At 54.1% G+C, this 6,948-nt stretch carries 6 protein-coding genes; 4 read left to right on the plus strand and 2 right to left on the minus strand.

Annotated features, from left to right (window positions below):
• The first annotated feature begins 228 nt into the window (after nucleotides 1-228).
• The 3 genes from AC0QH1_RS01230 to AC0QH1_RS01240 all read left to right on the plus strand — a co-directional run bounded on the left by AC0QH1_RS01230 (nucleotide 229) and on the right by AC0QH1_RS01240 (nucleotide 3,733).
• Nucleotides 229-858: a class I SAM-dependent methyltransferase gene (locus AC0QH1_RS01230; RefSeq protein WP_324628922.1), complete on the plus strand. Its 630-nt coding sequence runs from the start codon at nucleotides 229-231 to the stop codon at nucleotides 856-858.
• A 277-nt stretch (nucleotides 859-1,135) separates the two neighbouring features.
• Nucleotides 1,136-2,695: a hypothetical protein gene (locus AC0QH1_RS01235; protein ID WP_324628923.1), complete on the plus strand. Its 1,560-nt coding sequence runs from the start codon at nucleotides 1,136-1,138 to the stop codon at nucleotides 2,693-2,695.
• A gap of 303 nt (nucleotides 2,696-2,998) precedes the next feature.
• The gene (locus AC0QH1_RS01240; protein WP_324628925.1) at nucleotides 2,999-3,733 is read left to right on the plus strand and encodes an MORN repeat-containing protein; all 735 of its coding nucleotides are present in this window, start codon (nucleotides 2,999-3,001) and stop codon (nucleotides 3,731-3,733) included.
• Between the two features lie 250 nt (nucleotides 3,734-3,983).
• Here the strand turns inward: AC0QH1_RS01240 and AC0QH1_RS01245 are convergent, their stop codons facing one another.
• The gene (locus AC0QH1_RS01245) at nucleotides 3,984-4,301 is read right to left on the minus strand and encodes a hypothetical protein (RefSeq protein WP_324628927.1); all 318 of its coding nucleotides are present in this window, start codon (nucleotides 4,299-4,301) and stop codon (nucleotides 3,984-3,986) included.
• 247 nt (nucleotides 4,302-4,548) lie between these two features.
• Here AC0QH1_RS01245 and AC0QH1_RS01250 point away from each other — a divergent pair, with 247 nt between their 5' ends.
• Nucleotides 4,549-5,097 (plus strand): hypothetical protein, encoded by a 549-nt coding sequence (locus AC0QH1_RS01250; RefSeq protein ID WP_324628929.1) that lies wholly within the window; start codon nucleotides 4,549-4,551, stop codon nucleotides 5,095-5,097.
• A 137-nt stretch (nucleotides 5,098-5,234) separates the two neighbouring features.
• Here AC0QH1_RS01250 and AC0QH1_RS01255 read toward each other — a convergent pair whose 3' ends face one another.
• Nucleotides 5,235-6,695, minus strand: a complete 1,461-nt coding sequence (locus AC0QH1_RS01255) for a hypothetical protein (protein ID WP_324628930.1) — start codon at nucleotides 6,693-6,695, stop codon at nucleotides 5,235-5,237.
• Nucleotides 6,696-6,948: the final 253 nt, after the last annotated feature.

Here is a 6,948-nt window from a genome sequence, read left to right on the forward strand (position 1 = left end):
TGTGAGGTGTTCGGCGCTCCCTGTGGAGGCAGAGCCTCCGCAGAGGCGTTCCCAGGCTGAGCCGGGGAACGAGGTGTACGAGGTGTGGTAGGGATAAAAGATCGCCGGCTTCTTGGCCCGCTTCTTGGTTTGCCCAGGCGCAATGTCGATCGCCAGCGATCGAAGAAGCGGGCGATCGGTTATAGTATAGAAAAGCCCTTGTAGTTCACACCAATGGAGGCCAAAAAAATGACTGACAGCGAAATCAACATCAAACAAAAACTGTTCGATCGCTGGGCACCGAACTACGATATCCTCTTGACCACCATCTTCTACCAAGCGATTCACAAAAGGCTGCTGGAATATGTAGAACTGCCAGAAAATGCGCGGGTGTTGGACTTAGGATGCGGTACGGGGCGGCTGTTAGAGCGGCTAGCCGATACATATCCCACCTTGTGGGGAACGGGATATGACCTATCGCCGGAAATGATTCGCCAAGCCAGACAAAGCAAGAGCGATCGGCATCGTCCCCGGTTAATTTTCCTGGAAGGGAATGCGGAGGAGATGCCGTTTGCTCAGTGGCAGTTTGATGCGGCGTTCAATACTATCAGTTTTCTGCACTATCCACATCCGAACCAAGTGCTATCGGAAGTGCAGCGGGTATTGCGGCCCGGGGGGAAATTCTACTTAGTGGATTTTACCCGATTCGGGTTCATTGCGGGGCGATCGCTCTCGCAATCGTTTGGCGGATCCGGGAACAAAATCCACTTTTACCCAGCCCCCGCGCGCGAAGAACTAGGCACAGAAGCGGGATTGAATCGGGCACAGCATTACCATTTGCTCGGGCCGGTGTTGCTGACGATTTTTACCAAAGATTAAGCCAATGGAGGCCAAGCTGTAGCCAAGCTGTAGAATGGGCAAGTCCTTCTTGCCCACCCTACCCGCCACCCGCTACCCGTGAGGTCGCCACGGAGGTTCGCTTACAAAAGAGGAAGAGAATTGGGGCCAACGAGAGCCAGTGAGCGTGGGGGTAGCCACTCAGCAGGAGGAGTGGGCGAAAAACTGGCAGCAAAGGGGGTTAAAATTGTACCGGGAGAGGAGAGACAATTGGCAGGTTTTCAGGCTATTTTGGTACTAAATCATTTTATCTGTTGCCATGCGACAACTTTCATTTCTGGTGTCAATCGGGATGCTGATGCTCCTGGTGAGTGCCTGTGGAGGAGAAGAGACTGCAGAAGTCGAAACCCCTGCCACCCCACCATCCCCCACCGCACCAGCAGAGACGGCAACTCCGTCTCCCGAACCAACCGAAACCGACGAAGAAGCAGCGCAGGACGAAGAGTTTGAAGAGCCGATGGTTGAGGAAAAACCCGATCCCGGTTCAGTGACCAATTTGATTCCCCCCACGGATCCAGACGAACGGGTCCAACAATTGGAGCAGGGACAAACCCAAGTGGAGCAGCAAAACCCGTTTGGGGTACTCGAAGTCGATCCAGTGCCTCTCCCGGGGACAGAAGACGGAGAAGCCGTCGCGCCGAATTTGCCCGAAGTACCCACCCGGGAAGTTCCCGAATTGCCCGAATTACCGGTAGCGATCGGGCCGGAAGAATTGCCCGTCCCCGCACCGACTGCACCGCCGCAGCAGGTGGCACAGGGGCAACCGTTTGGGTCACCGCAAGGAACCCCAGCACCCACGGCAAATGGGGCGCAACCGACGCCGGGAACCCCCGGTGAGCCGAATATTCCCCCCTTGGAAGGGCGAGGGGTACCGGAATTACCGAACTTACCCGAGAGAGTCGGACCGAACCAGCTACCGCCCGGTGAAGCCCCTGCAGGAGTAGCCACAGGCGGCGCGCCGGGAAGAGGTGCGGGAGCGGCTCCAGGGGGCGCGCCGCGTCCACCGCAAGCGCCACAGATTCCGCCGTTGGCGAATCGCGGGGTGCCGGAATTGCCGAATTTGCCCGAGAGAGTCGGACCGGAACAGCTACCGCCGGGAACGCCCGAACCGGTGGTTACGGCGCAAGGAGAGCCGCGTCCACCGCAAGCACCACAGATTCCGCCGTTGGCCAGTCGCGGGGTGCCGGAATTACCGGGATTGCCTCCCCAAATTGGCCCGGACCAGCTTCCGCCGCAAAGAGCTGCAGAAGTGGCCGAAGCCGGACCGCCTACAGCGCCCAGCATTCCGCCGGTGGCCAGTCGCGGGGTGCCGGAATTACCGGGATTGCCTCCCCAAATTGGCCCGGAACAGCTTCCGCCCCAGATAACGGCCCAGCGTGCCGGCGGACCGCCGCCACCGCCGACTATCCCGGCGCAACCGACGCGCGGAGTGCCGGAATTGCCCGATTTGCCGGTGGCGATCGGGCCGGAACAGCTTCCGCCGCCGCCACCGCCGCCGACACCGCCAGCGCCGCCGCCGCCGCCTTCTACGGAGTTAGCGGAAGGCACGGAAGTGACCGGCATTATTGAAGTCGGGGGTCAGACGCAAATTATTGCTAAAGCGCCCAACGAGCCGACAACCCGCTATGTGAATGTGGGAGAGCGGATCGGGCGCGGGGAAGTGCTGATTAAAGCAGTGGAAAATCTCGAAGGAGCCGAGCCACAGGTGATTCTGGAGCAAAATGGCGTGGAGGTGATTAAGCCGCTTGGGGAACAACAGCTAATGGAAGAAGAGCAAAACATGGCCAATGTTGCTCGGAAAACGGCTTTGTTGCGTTAGGCGGGTCTAGGGTGGTGCCGATAAGAAGGGCGATCGCTCCCGGTGCGATTTTTCCGAGAACCGCTACCTTCTGTGTGGCGATCGCTCAGGTGTAGCAAATTTATAATTTGCAATTTTTTTCGACTAGGGTGCATTTTCAGGGGTGACAAATCAGGGTTGCTTTTTCCCGGGATTGTCTCTTCTAGGCATCTGCCCGCATCCGTGCAAAAAGCCTTACCTTATTGGGTAATAAATGTCAAGGTTTTTTTGAAGTAAAATGATAGTAAGGACGAAAATGGGAGAAAGCTAAAGATGGGAAACCGAATGAAAAAAATTGTGATGACCCTAGTGGTGGCATCTGCGATGCAGGTGACCAGTTCTATAACCGATCCATTGGGGGCGAGGGCACAAGATGGAGAACAGTACGTGCCGCCGGTATGTACGGGAGACCCCGCCGCCGGACCGGTAAAATGCAACTATCAAAATGGGGACAATTATATTGGCGGTTTTGCCAATGGGGTACCCAGCGGACGGGGAATTTATGTTTATGCCGATGGTGCGCGTTACGAAGGACAATTTAGCAATGGTCGTCCCAATGGCGAAGGGGTATTTATTTTCGCCGATGATGCCCGGTATGAGGGGGTATTTCGGGATGGGAATATTGTTAGAGGAACGTCAGTTTTTGCCGATGGTTCTCGCTACGAAGGAACCTTCGAAATCGTGCAATATGTGGACAGTGGCGAAGTAACCAGTCAACCCTCCGGACAAGGGCAATTTGTCTTTTCCAATGGCGATCGCTACGTGGGAGCTTTCTTTGCCGGCCAACCCTTCGGACAAGGAACTCTTACCCGGGTGGATGGCACTCGCTGTCAGGGGGAATTCTTCAATCAAAACCTCGATGCCAACGCTACCTGCAACTTTCCTAACGGGACTCGCTATGAAGGAGAATTGCGTCAAGGGGTGCCTCACGGCGAAGGAGTGCTAATCGACCAACAAGGTAGACGTTTCCCGGGACAATTCCGCGAAGGCAAACGCTTCAACCCCACCGCCTCCAATTAACCCGAATCTCTCCCATGAATTGGAGAGATTGGAAAGACGTTTGCTCTCATATTTGGCCGAATTTAGTAGCTAGTGAAAGTTGTTAAAACCGGGTTTCCACTCAGTAATGGAAACCCGGTTTATTAATGAACGAAGCGCGTTTCTTCTTTCTCAGAGTTCAGCCTGGGAAATCGGAATCCCGAAACTCCGCCGCCCCCCAAAGAATGCAAAATGAGTTGTATTCTTGCGGAATTAGATGGGAAATATTGCGTTATGCCTGGGCCATATTGCCGACTTTTTGATTGAGCAGCACCAGAAATTCTTTAAACTCTTGTTCTTGTTCGTGACCTGCTTCTGTTTCCAGCCAGGTTTTCACCGATTCTGACACTTGTTTCATGCGGCTTTCACCGGCGCGAAATTCATCCACCGCTCGGATTAAATCTTCTTCCGATAACTGTTCTACCAAGGCGTTGAGATATTTCGCGGCGATTTGCGCCACTTCCTCATCCGTGGGAGGACCCTCGGTGCCGCGAGTGGCTTTCAATCTCATTGCGAGTTGGTTGAATGCATCATAAGCTTGCCCGTGCATTTTGCTATCTCCATTTATCTATATCGGATGGATTCGCCCAAACTGCTGGATCCTCCCAGAGAATGGGAGCCTGTACCGGAGCCTCGGCCCGGTGGCATTGCAATCAATTGCTGTCTGCATCGCGGCTAGGGGTTAGTTAGACAGGCTGACCCCTAGATGCGGGTCTGGCAAAATCCTCGGGGATCCGAGGCGATCGCTTGCCGTTTGGGTTATATTCTAATCGTATATACCATTTGGAGAAATGTCAATGTCCCCTCCCATCAAAAAACTGCAACCCGGTCAAAAAGTGGTCTCGCGCCCAGATCCATCTCAGTCCGAGATTTATGAGTGTCAGGTGTTTGAGGTGGCGGAAGTTTGCGAAGAAAATCGGGAATGCTACGTCCGAACTACCTGCGATCGCGTCTTAGCGGTGCGCGAAATTGAGCTGCTTGAAGAACCGATGAAACGCGGGTATCACCCCAATTCCAGAGCGAATTTGAAGAAAGGCCCCAAGAGTCGCAAGAAAACTCGCGTCCGCAAGCTGTTTTCCCTGGCTCCAGAAACCGTAGAATGGTTGCAAGCGCAACCGATACCCGCGTCTCAGGCGATCGACAAGCTGGTGGCCCTGGCGAAACAAAGCGAAGCCAGTTGTCAGGATTTGCCCCAAGTGGGATCCAAAGTCGAGATTCTCGAAGGCCCCCAAGCCGGTCGGGTGGGCAAAGTCTACAAGGTGGGAGTGCGCGTCTGGGTGGAAGAAATTGCCGAAGACCCCCCGGAGTTGCCCTCCTATCCCCTTTCCAGTTTGAAAGAATGTTAGGTGAGATATAATGACAGTCGCGACTGCCATTATATCTCGGTTTCTCACAATAACGGCGGAGACGCGATCTCAAAATTTCTCACTTACAATAAAACTCGGCAGCTAGGGTGGCGCACCCGATCGCCGACCGAATCGCCCTACTTGCGGAGCCTCATCCACAGCCAAGCGATCGCCATCACCGCCCCAGCCGCCCCGATACTATACACCGCCGAATATATGGCCGCATCCCAAGAGGCGGAAACGCTGGGCTGTAGTTCCACGGTGGCGATCGCGCGGTTCTGGGTTTCGCCGGCTCCTTCGCGGCGTAGCACTTCCACCGGGACGATAACGTAGGGAAACTGCGCCGAAAGCGAGACCACCAGTCCCGCCGCCGCCAGTCCCCACCCGAGGACCGTCACGTTTGTTTGAAATCGTCGATCGCGATCGGCCCGATCCACCTCCACCAAACTGCGAATCGTGGCGATCGCAAACTCCAACCGCTGTAACCCCGGCGCGAGGTTCTCGTAATCTTTTCGCACTTGCAGCAAATATTTCTCTGCCACATCATCGCTAAAATTGGCTAAAAATGCCAGGTTCGGCGGGGGAAAACCCACCGGTGCGAATTCTGACGATGTAGCTTCTTCGGCAATGCTTTTGATGCGGCGTTGGTAGTTGTATAGATTAATCGCCATCGTCCGTTCTTGATCCGCCAAATAGCCAATATCGATAGTGTAATCCGGAACCAGACTGCGGGCTTGATTCAGGGTGGATTGCAGTTGGGGTAAGGGTAAACTTTTGTGGCGATCGCCGCGAATTTCTTGCAAGCAGTCTTGAATGGCGATCGAATCCTGTTTTAGCCATTGTTTCAGTTGTCGCGTTTGCGCGTAAGCCCACAGTATCTTCGCACGATAGGCAAATAACCGCATCCAATCACAATGTAACTCCGCCCCAGCTTGGGCAGATTTAGCATTGGGATAAAGCACAATAATAACGTGATGGCTGGTAAAAGTCGGCCAGATGTTACTGCTGCGATCGCGATCGGAATTCTCCGGCATTTCTGACAGCAGCGACTCATAATGCCACAGTTCAAACGCCCTCCCCCCGAACACTGTGCCACTTCCCTGCAAATCATCCCCCCAGTCACATAAAGGCAATAACGATTTATAGCAAATTTTCGCAATATCTTCCGCATTTTGCACCTGCGGATCGGGCAATTGTGCCGAAATCAGCCAGGTTTGACCCAGCGTCGGCGTTTCTCCTCCCAACCGGCGATCGATTTCCTCTTTAACCCGTTTAATCGACTTCGCTGGATAGGGTTTCTTGGTATCGTTAATCGAACAATCCAGCAATAAACCATAAGTATCGCTCATCCGCACCGGATAATAAAAGCCTTGGTATGTATCGCCAGGATTGCCAAACTTGTAAAATCGCTCATCCAGGAGATCCACAGATTCCGGATCGAACGAAGTATCCCGTTTCAGGCAACCCTGGAGCTCTGCGGGCAGCTTGTGCTTGAAATTGTCCCAGTTGCGATCGAGTTGCGCCGGATCCTGTCCCAAACTTTCGCGCAAATCGTACAAAAACAAATCAACGGTGGGGTAAATTATAATATCGTTCATCCGCATGGTCATACAACAATAGGCGTGGTAGGAATAAACCCGACAGGAATTTAAACATTCCGTAATTATAGCAGACTTCCCACCGTTTTTCACACCTAAAACGAGTTAACCTGGGAACGAGTTATAATTAGTCCGCGTAGGCGGACTATAGCGCTGTCGCGGGCTACGCTAGCGCATGCCCAGGCGCGATTTCAATCCCCCGCCTTTGTGTATAATCGTCCATTGGGGTGGAGGCGGAGCCTCGGGAGGGACG

The sequence above is a fragment of the Phormidium sp. CCY1219 genome, from assembly GCF_055795085.1.

Excerpts from the sequence above, each read along its gene's own strand:
- AC0QH1_RS01230 (WP_324628922.1), top strand. The coding sequence starts at position 229 with ATGACTGACAGCGAAATCAACATCAAACAAAAACTGTTCGATCGCTGG.
- AC0QH1_RS01235 (WP_324628923.1), top strand. The coding sequence starts at position 1,136 with ATGCGACAACTTTCATTTCTGGTGTCAATCGGGATGCTGATGCTCCTG.
- AC0QH1_RS01240 (WP_324628925.1), top strand. The coding sequence starts at position 2,999 with ATGAAAAAAATTGTGATGACCCTAGTGGTGGCATCTGCGATGCAGGTG.
- AC0QH1_RS01245 (WP_324628927.1), bottom strand. The coding sequence starts at position 4,301 with ATGCACGGGCAAGCTTATGATGCATTCAACCAACTCGCAATGAGATTG.
- AC0QH1_RS01250 (WP_324628929.1), top strand. The coding sequence starts at position 4,549 with ATGTCCCCTCCCATCAAAAAACTGCAACCCGGTCAAAAAGTGGTCTCG.
- AC0QH1_RS01255 (WP_324628930.1), bottom strand. The coding sequence starts at position 6,695 with ATGAACGATATTATAATTTACCCCACCGTTGATTTGTTTTTGTACGAT.